Raw genomic sequence first — 15588 nt, 5'->3', positions numbered from 1 at the left:
GAGCCTTATGCCGTGGTATGCGTGGTTGATTTTAGTGGTAGCGATCGGGTCGATCGTCGGTGGGCTGCTGATGCTGCGTGACAGCGCCAACAAGGTGGAACTCACCGACGAACAACGCAAACGCGTGGTCGAGCGCAACGCCCAGGCAGATGCCAAGGATGCGCAGGACCGCTGAGTCGGGTTACTCCCGCCGTTTATTCCCAGTCTGCCTTGGCAATATGCAAGCCGTGCTGCCCCTTGTAGGCAGCACGCTCAGGCTGGCTCCAGCCGTTGAGCAACGCCTCCTCCAAACGATAGATCTCTACGCCCAGCGGGCGGCACACGGTCAAGGGGTCCTGTGCGTCCGGCCCCCACATCGGTAGCGACAGATCCCCTCCCGGGCACGTCGACAAGGCGCAGAGCAAATCAATCTCGGCAAAAAACTCCAGGTAATCGCCCTTCTGCGCCGGGCAGGCTTTCATGAAGTACATGTCGTCATGATTAAGGCCAGTGCACTGGAAAATATTCAACACGTCGTGCACATCAAATTCAGTCAGGCCATGGGGCAGCACGGCGCGGGTCAAGTTGGAATGGCAGTGGTGGTGGAAGTCTTCGCCGGTGAGCATGCGGTTCACATACGGGTCACAGCGGGTGCCGAGCAAATCGTGCAGGCGCCCGCCGTGTTCATCAGTGCCATAACTCGCCAGGCTGTCATCGGTGATGGTCACCAGGGGGCGCAGAAACGGCAGGTTCGACCACAACCGGTCATGGGTGCTGACATGGGCGCCCTGCAACTGCCGCGTGCGTGCCGCCCATAGGCGTTCGCGTGGGTCATTGGCGTTCCACACGTTGAAATCGCCGACCTGCGGGCCTACCGGCGTCGTCACGCGAAACACGTGCCCAGCCGGCACTTTCCACGCCCTGCCCGTGCGAATCGGCACTTCGAACTGCTCGATCAACGTGCGTTTATCCGCCTGGTCGCGAATACGCGCGTAGAAGGCCGTGTCCACTTGCAGCGCCGAGCCTTTGCTGACCTGATAGGCGGCCGGATAGTCTTTGTACATGGGTGCAATCCTCCATCAAGGGTAATCAAACAGCGCCAGGGACAGGCGTTCGGAATCGTGCAGGTAAAGGCTCATCGCCTCCTGCGCAGCTGATTTATTGCCATTTGCCAGCAAGGTGTAGATCTCACGATCACGCTCCAGCCAGGGCGACTGAAAGCGTTGTTCATCGGGCGCCGCGCAAAACACCAGGCGCAATTGAGCGATCACTTGGGCGAAGAACTCGTCGAATAATGGGCTGCGCATCAACCCGACAATGTGCTGGTGGAACACCAGGCTGTGAGTGGCCACGGCGCGCCAATCTTCACGCTCGCGCGCCAGCGTGGTGGCTTCGATGGCGTGTTGCATGCGCACGTCGTGGTCGCCCGTCAGCGTGCCGCTCTGGGCGATGGCCTGCAGCTCAAGGGTACGACGTACCACGAACAGGTCACGCACTTCATCGCGTGCCACGCGCCGGACCATCACGCCTTTGTTGCGCACATAGCGGGTGAGCCCCTCCTGCCCCAAACGGTGTAACGCTTCGCGAATGGTATTGCGCGAGGCGCTGTAGCGTTTGACCAGGTCCACTTCGACCAGCGCCATCCCCGGTAACAGCCGCCCACCCATGATGTCGGCGCGCAGCTCAAGGGCAATCTGATCGGCTAAAGACAAACTGAGTGCCATCACCGCGCCTCGATTGTTGAACAATGCCTGAGCCAGATGTAATCACTTTTCATGCCAGGCCCGCTCAAGGCTGTCGCTATGGGTAAAAAGGATTTAACTTCGCTAAAATGCGCACTCGTTCCAGAGGCCGCCCTATGCGTTATTCAACAGATCACAAAGCCCAGACTCACCAGCGCATCATCAAGGAAGCCTCCGTACGGTTTCGCCGCGACGGTATTGGCGCCACCGGCCTGCAGCCCTTGATGAAAGCGTTGAACCTGACACACGGCGGGTTCTATGCGCATTTCAAATCCAAGGATGAACTGGTGGACAAGGCCCTGTTGGCCGCCGCTGCGGAACTCGATGCCCATTGCGCAACGTTGTTCAGCCAGGAACGGCCACTGGATGCGTTTATCGACAGCTACCTGTCGCCATGGCACCAGACCTCGCCGGGTGAAGGCTGCCCGCTGCCCACGATGTCGTCAGAGTTGGGCCTGCGAGGGCAGCATAGCCCGGTAACGGATGCGGTACTTGAAGCCAGGCTGACCCAGATCGACTCGGCATTGGAGCACCCGAAGGGTGACCACGAGAGCCTGGTACTGATGTCGACGTTGGTGGGCGCCCTGGTGTTGGCCAGAAGCGTCGAAAGCCAGGAACTGGCAGCCCGCATCATGGAAGTGGTAAGCGGGTGTTTGAAAGAACAGGTCTCGGACAAACAGAAGGCCGGTCAGTGACCGGCCTTTTGCCCAGGGTTCACACCCTTAGTTGATTGCCAGCCTGTCGCGGTTTTTCTCCAGCAACGCCTTGCCGATGCCTTTGACTTCCAGCAACTCGTCGACCGCCGTGAAAGGCCCGTTGCTGTCGCGATAGGCGATGATCGCCTTGGCCTTGGCGGCGCCAATACCGAACAGGTCGCGGCGCAGGACTTCAGCGTCGGCGGTGTTGAGATTGACCTTGGTGGATTGCTCGACGTTGGCCATCTGGGCCGTGATAGGCGCTGGGGCTTCGGCTTTGATGGAAGGGGCTGCGGTGGTTGCTACGGAGAGGCTGGTGAGGACGGCAAAAATCAGGGAAGAGAGATAGGCGTTTTGCATTGGTGACACTCCATGACATCGGTAGAAGAAAAGCAGCTTTCCAAAAGCTGCTTTTCTAACTTAGGCGATGTGGCGAGAGAGTCAAAAACCAGTGAGTAACAGGGTGTTAACTCACGGCTCCAAACGGCGCTGCTGGTAGATCCAATCGACGATTTCGCCGTCGGGCGAGTAGCCACTGACTGTTTCGCGCAGGATCTGACGCACACGGGTGTAGTCGTCCTCACTCACCGCGCCTAGCAATTCGCTCAGTTTGCTTTTGAGTACGTCCCACGCCAGGTGGTCCTCGTTGGCGCTCATAATCATCGGGTGCTGGGTAGCGACGACGTTGTTGCCGATCAGTAACTCCTCGTAAAGCTTTTCGCCTGGGCGCAATCCGGTGAACTCGATCGCGATATCCCCGTGAGGGTTTTTATCCGTGCGCACGCTCAGCCCGGATAAATGAATCATCTTTTCCGCAAGCTCTACAATTTTTACGGGTTCACCCATGTCCAGAACGAACACGTCCCCGCCTTGCCCCATGGAACCGGCCTGGATCACCAGTTGGGCCGCTTCGGGGATGGTCATGAAATAACGCGTAATTTTTGGGTGTGTGACGGTCAACGGACCGCCTGCCTTGATCTGCCGGTGAAACAGCGGAATCACTGAGCCGGAAGAACCCAGCACATTGCCGAACCTGACCATCGTGAAGCGCGTTTTGTTTACGCGCGCCACGCCAGACTTGTCGCCAAACATCACCGGCGCTTTTTCAACGCTCAGGGCTTGCAGGGCTAATTCTGCAAGGCGCTTGGTACTCCCCATCACATTGGTGGGGCGAACAGCCTTGTCGGTGGAAATCAGCACAAAGTTCACCACACCGGCCTTCAAGGCTGCCTGGGCGGTATTCAAAGTACCGATGATGTTATTCAAGACACCTTCGGCGATGTTGTGCTCGACAATCGGCACATGTTTATACGCAGCCGCATGATAAACCGTGTCGACGTGCCAGCTTTTCATGACATCAAGTAATTTATTCTCGTCGCGTACCGACCCCAGGATAGGCAATAACTTAATGGGCATCGACTCATGCGCAACGCGGTGCTCAAGTTCGGACAGGATACTGTAGAGGTTGAATTCGCTGTGTTCGAACAAAAGTAAGGTCTTGGGTTTCTGCGTCAAAATCTGCCGGCATAGCTCAGACCCAATCGATCCCCCTGCGCCAGTGACCAGGACTGACTGACCAACGATACAACGTGCAAGCAGGTCTTCCTGGGCTGGCACTGCATCACGCCCCAACAAATCGGCAATATCGACTTCTTGAATATCGTCGACCTTGACGCGACCACTGGCCAGGTCCATAAAATCAGGCACGCTGCGCACATGCAGCGGAAAACGCTCAAGGTTAGAGAGAATCTCACGCCTGCGCCCGCGGCCCGCAGAAGGCACTGCAAGCAATATCTGCTGAGCGCCCGTTGTGTCGATCATCTGCTGAATATGCTTGGGCTTGAACACCTGCAGCCCGGAGATGACACGACCTGCGATACTCCCGTCGTCATCGATAAAGGCAACCGGGCGCATGACACGCCCCATGCGCAACGCAGCGACCAATTGATTACCCGCCGAGCCGGCTCCGTAAATGGCAACTTTTGTTAATCCATCATCACGATTGGTAAAGGGAACATGCTGCGCTGCAGAGAACCAATCGCCCATGAAGTATTGGCGCATCGCCAGTCTCAATCCGCCCACGGTAACCAGGCACAACCACCAATAATTGAAAATAACCGAGCGTGGAACAACGTATTGATGGTTGCTGTAAAGATAGACAGCCAAGCCAAGAATAAGTGAAGAAAGGCTCACCGCTTTGATAATAGTAATAAGTGCATCGTTACCAAAGTAACGCATGACGGCGCGGTACATGCCAAAGCGAACAAACAGGGGAATGGCGATCACCGGAGCGCTCAAGAACAGCCATAAGTATCGCTGGATCGGCTGTTCCATCTCGGCAATCCCCAGTCGTACGACGAAGGCCATCCATAATGAAATCCACACCAGCAGAATATCGACAAGCACCTGAAGAATGCGCTTGTGGCGGCGCGGGAGATTTAATAAAAAAACTCTCATCTTATCCATGCCCTTCTCCAACACTTTTCCACGCTCCTAGACTCAACACCGTGCCCGCGAATAGACGAAAATAGCGATCCATAATGAATAACCAGCACTGAACAAAAATCGTACAAGCACGGCAACCGCATCAAAATCTCCCTTCAGAAAAATCGCACTCCTTTTACGACCTTTCCCTGGGTTAATAACCCCTATTCTGTACTGAAAATACCACGGTGTTACCCGACACCTACAGTAAACACCTTAGATCGGATGATACCCTTGTTGTGTGGGAAATCCTTTGAAATCCTTTGTCAGTCCCAAAAAAACCAAGGCGGGTGAGCGTTGGCCCCCATGAAACCGCGGGGTTCGAGTGCTCACGAACAAAAAATGGCGAACACCTGACAAGCTGCTAGGCTTGGCCCGAGACGTTGAGTTGCAGCCATATCATTAGCTAGCACAGCAACAGTCCCGTATAGCAAAATGTAACAAAAATGGTCACCTTTAAAACAATGCAAGAGAGGCTGATATCACTGTCTATGTTCACTAAAGGCATAGCTGGATTCTAAGTCCCGCCCTCTAGAACGTCTGGCAAAGGCCCTTGGAGAGCCAAGTCGAACAGCTGTTCCATTCCAATCTTGGAAAAAAAACGCCTAAAGAGGCTATACTCCGCAACGCGTTCACCTGTGCCATTACAGCGGAAAGCATTGTAGGAAAAGTCCGTAAGAATCCGCCGCGACAAAAATAACCGGATCAACAGCACTTGATGGTTGACCTTAATGATAAAAATGCTAATCAGCCATCATGTTTTAACGAGACCAAACAGCCCCAACGCGAGCAAATTGTGCCTTGGAGCCGAATGACAGGGATACTTTAGAGTATGCGCACTACTTGCTGAGTGACCCTCGCAGGTGTACATACGCACTGCCAAACTGGACGAAAGGAGGCCGCCCAAGAATCGTCACTAGACCCTGGCAAATGGCTTGGAATTCGCACGAACCTCAACACACGGGCATGCAACTGCCTGCGAGTGGAATTCCAGAAAACAACGCATGCACTACTATCAGATGTCATGTTTCCACTATCTGATTGTGCTATCCCGCGGCCCTGTGCCCTGGCATAGCGTGTGCAAAAACGTATCACAACTGACGGCACCCTAATCCGCGGATTATGACGTAAGCGTGCATTGATTTTTACTTTAAGTAGCGGTGTTGCAATGACTTTAAGAACCCTGTGTGTATTCGGCACACGACCTGAAGCAATCAAAATGGCTCCATTGGCGTTGAGCCTTGCAGCCGATGAGCGCTTCAATGCCAAGGTCTGCGTGACTGGACAGCACCGAGAAATGCTCGACCAGGTGCTCAATCTCTTTGAAATCAAGCCTGATTTCGATTTGAACATCATGAAGTCCGGCCAGGATCTGACCGATGTCACGAGTGCCATCTTGCAGGGAATGAAAACTGTCTTCGCAACATTCAAACCGGATATTGTCCTGGTCCATGGCGACACAGCGACGACGTTCGCCACTACATTGGCCGCGTACTATCACCAAATTCCCGTGGCTCACGTCGAAGCCGGCCTGCGCACCGGAAATCTCTATTCTCCGTGGCCTGAAGAGGCAAACCGCAAGCTGACTGGCGCTCTTGCGGCACTGCACTTCGCGCCGACTGAAACGTCCAGGCAGAACTTGCTGAGAGAGGGGGTCGCAAGTCAAAGCGTCCATGTGACCGGCAACACTGTCATTGACGCATTGCTGGATGTGGTGGGCCGAATCAAAACCCGTCCGGCCCTGCAGCAGCAATTTCACCAGCAGTTCTCATTCCTGGGTGATTGCCGGCGAGTGATCCTGGTCACGGGCCATCGCCGCGAGAGTTTCGGCGGTGGCTTTGAGAATATCTGCCAGGCCTTGATCAATATCGCCAGGGAGTTCCCCGATGTCGAGATTGTGTACCCCGTTCACCTGAATCCGAATGTACGCGAGCCAGTCAATCGATTGCTCAGCGACATCCAGAATATCCATCTGATCGAACCCCTGGATTATCTGCCCTTTGTGTATTTGATGGATCGGTCTTATCTGATTTTGAGTGATTCAGGTGGCATTCAGGAAGAAGCCCCCTCTTTAGGCAAACCTGTGCTGGTGATGCGTGACACCACTGAGCGTCCAGAGGCGGTCGACGCGGGCACAGTAAAACTTGTCGGCACCGAAATTGAGGCCATTACCTCTAACTTGAGAGTCCTGCTGACGGATGTTGAAGCCTATGGCCAGATGAGCTTCGCTCATAACCCCTATGGTGACGGAAAAGCATCCGCACGAATTCTCGATGCACTTTCACGAATTAAAAAGGCCAATTCATGAGCTTTGAAACTGTTTCTGTAGTCGGCCTCGGCTATATAGGGCTTCCAACGGCAGCCGTTTTCGCTGCACGCAAGAAAAAAGTCATCGGCGTCGACGTTAACCCGAACACAGTGGCAACCATCAACCGCGGCGAAATCCATATTATCGAACCGGATCTGGACATCGTCGTACGCGCCGCAGTCACCGAAGGCTATTTGCGAGCAACTGTAACCGCAGAGCCGGCCGACGCTTTCCTGATTGCCGTCCCGACCCCCTTCAAGGGCGATCACGAACCCGATCTTTCCTATATCGAGTCAGCCAGCCGAGCCATTGCCCCCGTCCTGAAAAAAGGGGATTTGGTCGTGCTGGAATCTACCTCTCCAGTCGGCGCTACCGAGCAAATATCTGCATGGCTGGCCGAAGCCCGTCCGGACCTGACCTTCCCGCAAACCCATGGCGAAGAGTCAGACATCCGCATAGCGCATTGCCCGGAGCGCGTGCTGCCGGGTCATGTACTGCGCGAGCTGATTGAAAACGATCGCATCATCGGCGGGCTTACCAGCAAATGCTCAGAGGCTGCGCGGTCTCTGTATAAAACATTCGTTGAGGGTGAATGCATCATCACCGACGCGCGCACTGCCGAAATGTGCAAACTCACAGAAAACAGCTTTCGCGACGTGAATATCGCGTTTGCCAATGAACTGTCGATGATCTGCGACGAACTCAACATCAACGTATGGGAGCTGATCCGCCTTGCGAATCACCACCCTCGCGTAAATATCCTGCAACCTGGCCCCGGTGTGGGCGGCCACTGCATCGCTGTCGACCCCTGGTTCATTGTCAGCAAAACACCCGCCCGGGCGCGCCTGATCCGCACCGCAAGGGAAGTCAATGACAGCAAGCCAAAGTGGGTATTGGAGCAGGTTCAACTGGCCATCGGTCAATTCCTGCAGGAACACCCGTCGAAAACGGCCAAGGACGTCACGGTTGCCTGCCTCGGGCTGGCCTTCAAGCCGGACATCGACGACTTGCGTGAGAGTCCATCGGTGGAGATCACCGCGCACATTGCCCAGTCCCATCCCGGTACTGTGCTGGCGGTTGAACCGAACATCGCGAACCTGCCGGCTCGCCTTGAAGGTATTGCAACGCTGAGCGGAATCGATCAGGCGCTGTCATCTGCGCAGGTGATTGTGCTGCTGGTCGATCACAGCGCATTCAAGAAGATCCCGGGCTCACGCCTGTCCTCGCTCAAAGTCATCGACACACGCGGTGTGTGGGCTTGATAAAGCCTGATAAATCCCGACTGGAAATCGACGCAAGCCGTTAGTATTGCGTCGGTTTCCGAGCACCGCGTGGGCATGTTTGTTAAATGATCATGCAATTGCATTTGTCATGATGAGGTTCAAGAGGTTCTGGCATGGTCAACCTATTGATCCAGGTGCTGACACTGATAAGTGGCCTGGTTGTTAACTTTGTGATTCCCGGACTTTACGGATTGGAAGCGTACGGCGCATTCATCAAGGCCAACGTGCTGGTATTTTTATTTCAAAAACTCTTGGATATCGTCAATGAGCAGCTGATTGCCACCGTGGAGGCCGAGTACATTCTGGTGACTTCATTATTTATGGCCGTACTGATTTTTGTACTGTTCAGCGCTGTGAACCTGATTGACCACATCGGCAACCCCCTCCTGCTGGGGGTAATGCTTTTGAGCTCGGCATGCCTGTTATCGCTGTTCGGGCTGCGCCTGCAGCGCTGGATTGTGGCCTACCTGGTGCTATTTCTTGGCGTGTTTTTCACGCTCCTGTTTATCAGCTACCAACAGATAGTGCCGCTGACTATCGTCGACATACTGATTCTGACCAACTTGATTCCGTGCGTATTTGCCGTAGCCGTGCTGTTTTTCAAAGGTGCGAAACTGCCGGTCGGCAAACAGCTGTTGCAGACCTGCCAAGGTGTGCTGTTGTTATTACCCAGAATGATATCCATCACCCTGGTGTTCAACCTGTTCACCAACATCTTGCCCTTCATTCTTTCCAAGAGCCTGCCCGTCCGCGACCTTGGTTTGTTCAGGGTAATCGTCTCGATCATTCAATCCGCTACCAGCCTGTTCCCCATCAACGTCAGGGCAGTCTTTGTCGCCTTCGTCTCGGGCGGGCAACGTCAAGCGCAATATAGAATCATCACATCGGTCGCTATTTTCTACTTCGCGCTGGTGGGCTTGTCGGGGTACGCGGCGGTTTGGCTGTTCCCTCAGTACTCGAACTATCTGGTGATGCTGCCCTGCCTGCCAGTGCTTTATTGGGCAGTGGTGACAGAGCGCTATCTGGTCGCCTCCGGCCTGCACCGCAAAGTCATCGTGGCAAACCTTGTCATTGCCCCACTGGCCATAACGAGCATGATTGTGTTTGTCAAAGACTTGAACCAGGCGCAGTTGTTCTACGCTATCGGGTTCTCGGCCTACTTGCTGTTCCTGCATATAAGCTGCCGTCCTGGCATTCGCTTGCCGGTGGTTTTTTGGGTCGCATTACTTTCACCCCTGACTATCTTTTTGACACACATGAGCTTGGTCTGGGCCGTGCTGTATATGTGCTCGCTCATGATCATCGCAGTGGGAGCACTCCAGCTTCGACCCGCCGATCTTCGCACGCTGAGGTTTTAACCGTGAACGCAGTAAAACTTTATCGAGTTGGAAACTGGCTGCACCGGCATCGAGTGCCGTTATTACCAGGCCTTGTTCGAAATGTGATTTTCCTACTGTTCAACTCTTACATTCCAATCACCGCGACGATCGGAAGGGGCACGATATTCGCCTATGGCGCGATCGGCGTCGTACTGCACGCGAATGCCAAGGTTGGCGACGGCTGTGTGCTGGGCCAAGGCATTACCATCGGCGCCGCTGAGGGTTATGTCACCAGCGAGATCAATCGCTGCCCCGTCATCGGTGACAACTGCTACATAGGGGCCGGGGCAAAGATCATTGGCGACATCGTCATCGGCAATAACTGTCAAATTGGCGCTTCAGCGGTCGTATTGAGAGACGTGCCTGATAATTCAATCGTGGTGGGAATACCCGCAAAAGTGATTGGACAAACAGCCAGCGACTATAAAGCCATACGCCCTTGAACAACGGAGTACCGCAATGAGTCAACCTGTCTGCGTAAAAAACTCTATGGCGATCACGGCAGCAGCGCTCATTGCCATTTTATTTATGCTGGATCCTGGCGTGCTTTTCTACATTGCCATTATCGGCAGTGCTTTGCTGGTATTGACGGCCATCCTGTCGCCTTGGCTGGGTTTATTGGCGCTGTTCCCATTGGCCTTTGCTCTTCACCCCGCGCCCACTTCGTTGGGCGCCCAGGAAATAGCGTTTGCTGCCCTGCTGATGGCGGTATTCCTCAGCGCGTTGATCAAATTGCTCCGTACTCTGGGTTTCAGATCAGTCCTGCGCCTGTTCGCCGCGCCATTGCTAATAGGCCTTGGGTTTCTAGTGCTGAACCTGGTTGTAGCGATGTACCACCATGTTCCGATGGCTGATTGGATCAGAGGGGTCGTGCCCTTTCTGTTTAACTATGCACTCATCCCGATCTGCGCACTGGTAGGCCGCGAAGAAAACAACGTTCGTTGGCTCGGCGTTTCGGTAGGAACCCTGATTTTATTGACCGCAGGCTACATCGTTGTCTATTACTTCTATCACGGCTTGTGGCAACCGTACTGGACCCTTCAGGTCAACGGGGAGATGGTAAAAATCCCTTATGAAGAAGCGCTGCGCAACGTTAACGCACAGGGGCCCATGCGTGATCGCATCACCATGGTGCTGGCGCAAGCAACAGACGCAATCCTGCCGATGGGCATGGTGCTCGGGTATGTCGTCGGCACGTTGACGCCTGACCGAAGGGTTGCATGGATCAGTGGCCTGATATCGCTGCTTTGCGCGGCCGCAGTGCTGATCACATTCACACGAAGCATGCTGATCAGTGCGCTTCTGGTCATTGGCTTGTTCGCGCTCTATACCTTTTTCGCGCATAAGCACTTACGGCTGAAAGTAGTATCCGGCATTGTCATTCAAGCGCTGTTTAGCCTTGTGTTTATTTTTGCGACCGGCATGCAAGACGTATGGCTGGGGCGCATGAACTCCCTGGCAAAGACTGCACTACCTATCGCAACCTCTTCCATTGCGTCCATGGAAGAGAAACGCATGCAACCTGACGCTGCGGCGCCGGTAGTCTCCGAGTCCAAGCCTGCTGCCAACGAGAAGCAGGACTTCAACGTCTCTTCCCGCATGGGAGAGAAACGCACGCAACCTGACGCTGCGGCGCCGGTAGTCTCCGAGTCCAAGCCTGCTGCCAACGAGAAGCAGGACTTCAACGTCTCTTCTCGGGTACATGAATATAAAATCGCCTGGAGCATGTTTCAGGATCACCCCGTGCTGGGCAATGGTATCGGGATCAAACACGAGATGCGCTGGGAGAGACCCGGCGGTGATTCATTCACGGAGTCAGTTGGCTATATCCATAACTGGCCACTGTACATGCTGATGGTCGGCGGCCTCTTGGGGCTGCTGATGTACATCAGTGTCCTCGGCGCTCCTGTCGTCTATCGGTTGACCTCTCTGAAGTCCGACCCCGTTCACCTCACCGTGATTCGCACGGCGGTCATAACGCTGGCGATCTACGGGTTGTTCTTCGCGGTGTTTCGCCTGATTTCCTTCAACTTACTGCTCGCAGCAGCTTGGGGCGTAATGCTGGCGCACAAGCATTCAAATCAAATGATGGGTACCGCCTTGCCTGACGGGCATCCAGCGTCACTCTCCAACACCCGGCCGGTAACGGTCGTCAAAGACACCAGGGAGACGTCGGTATAATGTGTGGCCTCAGCTTTTTTGCAGTCAAAGACGGCGTACCCGAGACCCAGGCCCAGATGGAAAAAAGCCTGGCGGTTACACGGCACCGTGGCCCGGATGCATCCGGCACCTATTTCGCCAGTGTCGCGGGCTATCAGGTAGGCCTGGGACACAACAGGCTGAGCATTCTGGATTTGTCACCGACTGGCAGCCAGCCGATGTTTGCCGACAATCATGGTGTAAGCATCGTGTTCAATGGCGAGGTGTTTAACCATCACGAGTTGCGCCGGCAACTGGTCGAAAAAGGCTATACCTTCAAAGGCACCTCCGATACCGAAGTTATCCTGCAGTTGTACGTAGAGCATCAAGAGCAGGCCTTTGCACTGCTTGAAGGCATGTTCACATTTGTCATATTGGATGAGCCGCGCAAAAAAACGTTTCTGGTCAGGGACGTCGTTGGCATCAAGCCGGTGTATTGCTACACCGGCACCGACGGCTTCTACGCCTGCTCAGAAATCCGCGGCCTCAAATGTTTCTCGCAGGTAAACACCGACATAGACCCGGATGATGTCTTTGAGTTTTTCAACAACGGCTTTCTCTACGAACCCAACACCGGCTACACATCCATCAAGAAACTGATGCCCGGCAGTTACCTGGCGTTCGACCTGGCAACCGGCAAGATGACAACCCAGCGTTACCAGAGCGCGATGAACTTCAAGACCGAGCAAAGCCTCGTGCAGGATGTGCGCTCTGCCGTGACGCGCCAATTGGAAGCGGACGTACCGGTCGGGGTATTTTTCAGTGGTGGCGCAGACTCCAGCATCCTGGCAAGTTTCACCGGTGATGCTGATTTATTTTTCGCACAGTACGACGCAACGGACGACTCCACTGTAGATACGAAGTTTTCCGCCAGGATCGCCGAACACCTTGGCAAAAAGCTGGTGGTCACCGAGATTCTCGACTCAAATACAGACCCATTCGAGTCCATCGACTTCGTCGCTGCCAACACCGAAGAACTGGTCTCCGACTATACGTTCTGGGCAACCTACCGTTTGTCCACCGAAGCCAGGAAAAGTGGATATACCGTCATGCTCAGTGGCATGGGCGGAGATGAGGCGTTTGCAGGTTACCCACGCTACACAGTCCTCAAGCATCACACACTCATCAGGTGGCTGTATCCCGTATTAAGTGCGCTGCTAAAGCTCAAGTTATTTCCAAAGCGCCTCGACAAAAAGTTTGAGCGGTTGGTGTCCTACGCTCAGGAAAGCTATTGGCCCCTGGCGTATTCGCGCATGCTGGGGTACTTCTCCCGACAGGAATTGCAGGGCTTTTTTCGCGACTATATCGAGCTTGAACGACACTACAAGCAACGCCTGTCCGGCGTAATGGATCAGTACACCGGCGCCGTTGATGACAAAGTCAAATGTGCACAGCATTTTGATCAGACAGGCTTCTTGAGCCATAACCTGAGTGTCTCGGACAAGGCCAGTATGCTGGCCAGTATCGAACTGCGCGTCCCCTTGCTGGACGAGCGCGTGGTGGCCAGCGGTCTTGCAACTTCAAGTGCAGATTTGCTTAAAGGCGGAGCGCCAAAGGCCCCACTCAAGAAGCTGCTGAAAAGTCTGCTTCCCGCCTCATTGGTTGATCGCCCCAAAACAGGCTTCAACCCACCTCTGGATGGCATTATCCAACGCATAGGCCAACAACGCCTGCTCACCGAGTTCGAGCGCATCTACACCTACGTAGCCCGAGAGGAAGTGGAAAAGTTAGTGAACAATCATTTTTCAGGCAGCGCAAACAACACCTACAAACTCTGGCAGATGGTGTACTTCGAGCGTTGGCTGAAAATCAATTTCCCTTAACGGGCGTCAGGCAGTACTCACTACTTTAACTTTCAAGTGAATGACCTAAGCAGGACGTTGATGCAACGAATAATCAAGCTCTACCACACCGTTAAAATGCTGCGATTGAAGCAGATCGTTTACCGTCTTTACTATCGCTTCGCTAAAGTCCGGCCTTTTTCGGCGCAAGGCTTTACCCGGCGCCCTGGAATTAACCTGGCGAAGGCTCCCCATTGGTGTGCCTCGCGCTTCGGTGCCGACGAACAGTTTGAATTCATGGGGCTGACGGCGCCGATTGATTGGCACGATCAGACACGACCGAAAATTTGGCAGTACAACCTGCATTATCTGGATCATCTGGCGTCTTCAGGCGAGGACCGAAGAGACTTCGACACGCGCCTGGTCAACAGTTGGATCACGAACAACGCCCCCTTTCATGGATGCGGCTGGGAACCCTATACGCTCTCTTTACGCATCGTAAATTTGATCAAGTGGCTGCAACAACAACCGACCCTGGAACCGCACTGGCTCGACAGTTTGGCTACACAGGCCCACGCGCTGTCCGAACAGATCGAATATCACATTCTCGCCAACCATTTGTTCGTGAATGGCAAGGCACTGGTGTTTGCCGGGAGCTTTCTGAACGGCGATCGGGCAGACAGCTGGCTGTCCAAGGGTTTGAAGATCCTTGATGAGGAAATCAAGGAGCAGTTTCTTGCGGACGGTGCGCACTTCGAACTGTCCCCCATGTACCACGCGTCTCTTCTTTGGGACATCTGCGACCTGCTGAACTTGGCCACTCACTCGGAGCTGCCGGAACTTAACACTCGCAAAAACCGATGGGAGCAGCAGATTGAGCAAGGCCTGGTCTGGTTACGCAGCCTCCAGCACCCGGATGGTGGCATTCCGTTCTTCAATGACTCGGCATTCGGCATTGCCCCCACACTGCTGGATATAGAGGCGTACGCGTTTGAATTGGGGTGCCGTGCGCGCAATGACACGTCCACCACTACGATTGCAGCTGTACACCAGGCTGAAAGTGGCTACGTGGCGATCAATTTTGGCGATCGGTGCAAAGCGTTGTTGAACCTTGCGCAGGTTGCGCCTGATTACCAGCCAGGTCACACCCATGCGGACACCCTGAGCTTCGAACTCAGCCTGTTTGGACAGCGCGTGTTCGTCAACTCTGGAACGTCTCAATACGGCGAAGGCGCAGAACGTCAACGGCAACGCAGCACGGCAGCGCACAACACAGTAGAAGTGAACGGTGAAAACTCATCTGAAGTCTGGGCCGGATTCAGGGTCGCACGACGCGCACGCACCACTGTGGGTGAGCTGGAACAAACAGTCGATACCGTACGTGTCAGTGGCAGCCATGACGGTTACCTGCGCCTACCGGGGAAAAACCTGCACGTTCGCGAGTGGGTTGCGATGGCCGGTGAATTACAGGTGACAGATTCCGTATCCGGCACATTCGATCAAGCTGTCTCAAGGCTATTTTTACACCCTGATATCCGCACCACTCAACAAGGCAACAAGGTAACGATCACCCTGCCCGGCGGTCAGGTCGCTGTCGCGACACTAGAGGGCGCAACCCGGATCAATGTGGTGTCTTCCACATGGCATCCGGAATTCGGCAAGTCTGTTCCCAATCAGTGCATCGTCGCTGAAATGTCGACAGACAAACTGACCACCCGCATAACCTGGTGAGGCTTAC

At 54.5% G+C, this 15588-nt stretch carries 13 protein-coding genes; 9 read left to right on the top strand and 4 right to left on the bottom strand.

Features of this window, described 5'->3' with window-relative positions:
- Window positions 1-7 precede the first annotated feature (7 nt).
- On the top strand, window positions 8-175 hold the full coding sequence (locus PSH96_RS08665; RefSeq protein ID WP_017136085.1) for a DUF2897 family protein: 168 nt from the start codon (window positions 8-10) through the stop codon (window positions 173-175).
- 19 nt (window positions 176-194) lie between these two features.
- Here PSH96_RS08665 and PSH96_RS08660 read toward each other — a convergent pair whose 3' ends face one another.
- Both PSH96_RS08660 and PSH96_RS08655 read right to left on the bottom strand, forming a co-directional pair.
- Window positions 195-1043 (bottom strand): DUF1989 domain-containing protein, encoded by an 849-nt coding sequence (locus PSH96_RS08660; RefSeq protein WP_305458670.1) that lies wholly within the window; start codon window positions 1041-1043, stop codon window positions 195-197.
- A gap of 15 nt (window positions 1044-1058) precedes the next feature.
- The gene (locus tag PSH96_RS08655) at window positions 1059-1703 is read right to left on the bottom strand and encodes a GntR family transcriptional regulator (protein WP_305458669.1); all 645 of its coding nucleotides are present in this window, start codon (window positions 1701-1703) and stop codon (window positions 1059-1061) included.
- Window positions 1704-1837: 134 nt separating this feature from the next.
- Here PSH96_RS08655 and PSH96_RS08650 point away from each other — a divergent pair, with 134 nt between their 5' ends.
- Window positions 1838-2416: a TetR/AcrR family transcriptional regulator gene (locus PSH96_RS08650; protein WP_305458668.1), complete on the top strand. Its 579-nt coding sequence runs from the start codon at window positions 1838-1840 to the stop codon at window positions 2414-2416.
- A 27-nt stretch (window positions 2417-2443) separates the two neighbouring features.
- Here the strand turns inward: PSH96_RS08650 and PSH96_RS08645 are convergent, their stop codons facing one another.
- Entirely contained in the window at window positions 2444-2776 is a 333-nt protein-coding gene (locus tag PSH96_RS08645) for a helix-hairpin-helix domain-containing protein (protein WP_305458667.1), read from the bottom strand.
- Between the two features lie 111 nt (window positions 2777-2887).
- Entirely contained in the window at window positions 2888-4882 is a 1995-nt protein-coding gene (locus tag PSH96_RS08640) for a nucleoside-diphosphate sugar epimerase/dehydratase (protein ID WP_305458666.1), read from the bottom strand.
- Window positions 4883-6068: 1186 nt separating this feature from the next.
- Here PSH96_RS08640 and wecB point away from each other — a divergent pair.
- The 7 genes from wecB (at window position 6069) to PSH96_RS08605 (ending at window position 15581) form a co-directional block, all read left to right on the top strand.
- Window positions 6069-7208 (top strand): non-hydrolyzing UDP-N-acetylglucosamine 2-epimerase, encoded by a 1140-nt coding sequence (wecB, locus tag PSH96_RS08635; RefSeq protein ID WP_056857218.1) that lies wholly within the window; start codon window positions 6069-6071, stop codon window positions 7206-7208.
- Window positions 7205-8470, top strand: a complete 1266-nt coding sequence (gene wecC / locus PSH96_RS08630; RefSeq protein WP_305458665.1) for a UDP-N-acetyl-D-mannosamine dehydrogenase — start codon at window positions 7205-7207, stop codon at window positions 8468-8470. The genes wecB and wecC overlap by 4 nt, the downstream gene beginning before the upstream one ends.
- A 134-nt stretch (window positions 8471-8604) precedes the next feature.
- Window positions 8605-9849: a hypothetical protein gene (locus PSH96_RS08625; protein ID WP_305458664.1), complete on the top strand. Its 1245-nt coding sequence runs from the start codon at window positions 8605-8607 to the stop codon at window positions 9847-9849.
- A gap of 2 nt (window positions 9850-9851) precedes the next feature.
- Window positions 9852-10313 carry a serine O-acetyltransferase gene (locus PSH96_RS08620; protein ID WP_305458663.1) on the top strand — a complete coding sequence of 154 codons (462 nt, stop codon included), beginning with the start codon at window positions 9852-9854 and terminating at the stop codon, window positions 10311-10313.
- Between the two features lie 16 nt (window positions 10314-10329).
- Complete coding sequence (locus PSH96_RS08615; RefSeq protein ID WP_305458662.1) at window positions 10330-12051, top strand: O-antigen ligase family protein; 1722 nt, start codon at window positions 10330-10332, stop codon at window positions 12049-12051.
- On the top strand, window positions 12051-13892 hold the full coding sequence (asnB, locus tag PSH96_RS08610; RefSeq protein ID WP_305458661.1) for an asparagine synthase (glutamine-hydrolyzing): 1842 nt from the start codon (window positions 12051-12053) through the stop codon (window positions 13890-13892). Before PSH96_RS08615 ends, asnB begins: the two co-directional genes overlap by 1 nt.
- Window positions 13893-13952: 60 nt before the next feature.
- Complete coding sequence (locus tag PSH96_RS08605; RefSeq protein WP_305458660.1) at window positions 13953-15581, top strand: alginate lyase family protein; 1629 nt, start codon at window positions 13953-13955, stop codon at window positions 15579-15581.
- Window positions 15582-15588 lie beyond the last annotated feature (7 nt).

The organism is Pseudomonas sp. FP2338 (genome assembly GCF_030687515.1).
Lineage (GTDB): Bacteria > Pseudomonadota > Gammaproteobacteria > Pseudomonadales > Pseudomonadaceae > Aquipseudomonas > Aquipseudomonas salomonii.
This window is presented reverse-complemented; position numbering and strand designations above follow the sequence as displayed.

Coding starts and splice junctions, on each gene's coding strand:
- PSH96_RS08665 (WP_017136085.1), top strand. CDS start 8: ATGCCGTGGTATGCGTGGTTGATTTTAGTGGTAGCGATCGGGTCGATC.
- PSH96_RS08660 (WP_305458670.1), bottom strand. CDS start 1,043: ATGTACAAAGACTATCCGGCCGCCTATCAGGTCAGCAAAGGCTCGGCG.
- PSH96_RS08655 (WP_305458669.1), bottom strand. CDS start 1,703: ATGGCACTCAGTTTGTCTTTAGCCGATCAGATTGCCCTTGAGCTGCGC.
- PSH96_RS08650 (WP_305458668.1), top strand. CDS start 1,838: ATGCGTTATTCAACAGATCACAAAGCCCAGACTCACCAGCGCATCATC.
- PSH96_RS08645 (WP_305458667.1), bottom strand. CDS start 2,776: ATGCAAAACGCCTATCTCTCTTCCCTGATTTTTGCCGTCCTCACCAGC.
- PSH96_RS08640 (WP_305458666.1), bottom strand. CDS start 4,882: ATGGATAAGATGAGAGTTTTTTTATTAAATCTCCCGCGCCGCCACAAG.
- wecB (WP_056857218.1), top strand. CDS start 6,069: ATGACTTTAAGAACCCTGTGTGTATTCGGCACACGACCTGAAGCAATC.
- wecC (WP_305458665.1), top strand. CDS start 7,205: ATGAGCTTTGAAACTGTTTCTGTAGTCGGCCTCGGCTATATAGGGCTT.
- PSH96_RS08625 (WP_305458664.1), top strand. CDS start 8,605: ATGGTCAACCTATTGATCCAGGTGCTGACACTGATAAGTGGCCTGGTT.
- PSH96_RS08615 (WP_305458662.1), top strand. CDS start 10,330: ATGAGTCAACCTGTCTGCGTAAAAAACTCTATGGCGATCACGGCAGCA.
- asnB (WP_305458661.1), top strand. CDS start 12,051: ATGTGTGGCCTCAGCTTTTTTGCAGTCAAAGACGGCGTACCCGAGACC.
- PSH96_RS08605 (WP_305458660.1), top strand. CDS start 13,953: ATGCAACGAATAATCAAGCTCTACCACACCGTTAAAATGCTGCGATTG.